Raw genomic sequence first — 1,538 nt, forward strand, 5'->3', positions numbered from 1 at the left:
ACTTGCTCGCGATTATGGGTCGGCCCCGCGTAGCATCTGGATCTGCGGCCAGATGGCGGCCCAGTAGGGCGCGGCCGTTGCGGCAAGTATCAAGGTCATGCGCCGGGCTGAAATGATGAGACGAGCGCCGGCGCGCAGCACGCGTTCCCGCAGGCGGCGCAGGCTCCAAGGGGCTTTCGTGGCGCGCGCCATGGCCCGGCGCGCCACGTGCATGATCTGGTAGGCGAGCATGGCGACGAGCAACCGGACTTCGTTGCAGGCGAAGGCATCGATGGGGGGCGTGACCGATTTCGGCTTCTTGCCGCGCAGATGGGTCTTGGCGCGATTGGTGGAGGACAGCGCTGGAGACAGCACGTCCATCAGCTCGCCCATGTGGCCTTCTGCTTTGCCGCGCTGGCGATAATGGTCCAGCAGGGCCTGCCCCTTCATCTGGAAGCGCGAGATCGAGGTGACGAGGAAGAAGCGGTCGAGCAGCAGATCGCCCTCGCGCTCCTTGACTACCAGCACCACACGGCGGGGCTCGTCCCAGCCCTGCGCCTGGTATTCCAGCTCATGCGTCCAAAGCCGCGGTTCCGTCGGCCGTCGTCCCGGCGGTCGCTTCATGTGCGGCGCCGCGAGCCTGTCGAGGGCTGCGTTCGCCCGCAGGCGGGCGACGTGGTGGATGCCGCGCCCCTCCAGGCCCGACAGGAGCGCGCCAGAGGGGAAGCCTGCATCGATGCGCACGGTCGTGATCTTGCACAGGCTGGCCTCGGCCCGATCGACGACGTCGAGAATGACGTCCAGCGCACCGTCGGCAGTGCCGACATTTCCGGGGCGTAAACGCGCGTCGAGCATGTCGCCGGTCTCGGCGATGGAGGTGACCAGCGGGTGATAGACCCGGGTCCGGTAGTGCCCGTTCCACTCGGCCTTCGGTTGATGGCCATGCACCTCGATGGGCAGACTGTCGACGTCCAGCGTCATGCGAGTGCGCCGCTGCCCGCCATTCTCGGCGCGCAGGTTCCGACCGGCGAGTTCGAGGGCAGCCTCCCGCAGAACCTTCAGGTTGCCTGGCTCCGCCAGCATCGCTGTGCAACGCGAAAGCGTGGGCTGAGAGGCCAGCCCAGGGTGCCCAGTCAGCGGCGTCAGCCCGGCCGACGAGGCGGCCGCCACACGCATCGCTGGATCATGCCGCAGGGCATCCGCATCGTCGTGGTCCTGCCAACCCTGAGCGACCAGGAGCACCATGGTCCGCAAGAGCGACGGCAGGTCATGCACGACATCGGCTTGGCGGCGGCTGTCCTTCATCCGCGCCGCCATCCAGCCGATAATCCCGGTCGCGTCGAGAGCTTCTCGCAGCAGTACTGCGCCAGGATCGCCCGTCAGGCGCTCGGCGCGAGTTTCGATCGAAAGAGAGCGGTTGAATCCGGCCGTGACCGGCCGTAGCGTTTCACCCATGCGTGCGTCCGAAGCTGCTGGCGGATTTTGGTGTAGCAACTTGATTCTACGGCGCTTTCAGGCGCACGCAACCTGCCCCCATCGATTTGGATGAATAAACCGGG

The 1,538-nt window shown here is 66.7% G+C and carries 1 protein-coding gene; it reads right to left on the bottom strand.

Going from position 1 to position 1,538, the window contains the following annotated elements:
• Positions 1-12: 12 nt before the first annotated feature.
• Positions 13-1,434, bottom strand: coding sequence for an IS1380 family transposase (locus tag BLR51_RS27025; RefSeq protein ID WP_074743528.1), 1,422 nt, complete (start codon positions 1,432-1,434; stop codon positions 13-15).
• Positions 1,435-1,538: the final 104 nt, after the last annotated feature.

Origin of the sequence: Salipiger marinus (assembly GCF_900100085.1) — a bacterium.
Taxonomy (GTDB): Bacteria; Pseudomonadota; Alphaproteobacteria; order Rhodobacterales; family Rhodobacteraceae; genus Salipiger; species Salipiger marinus.

Excerpts from the sequence above, each read along its gene's own strand:
- BLR51_RS27025 (WP_074743528.1), bottom strand. The coding sequence starts at position 1,434 with ATGGGTGAAACGCTACGGCCGGTCACGGCCGGATTCAACCGCTCTCTT.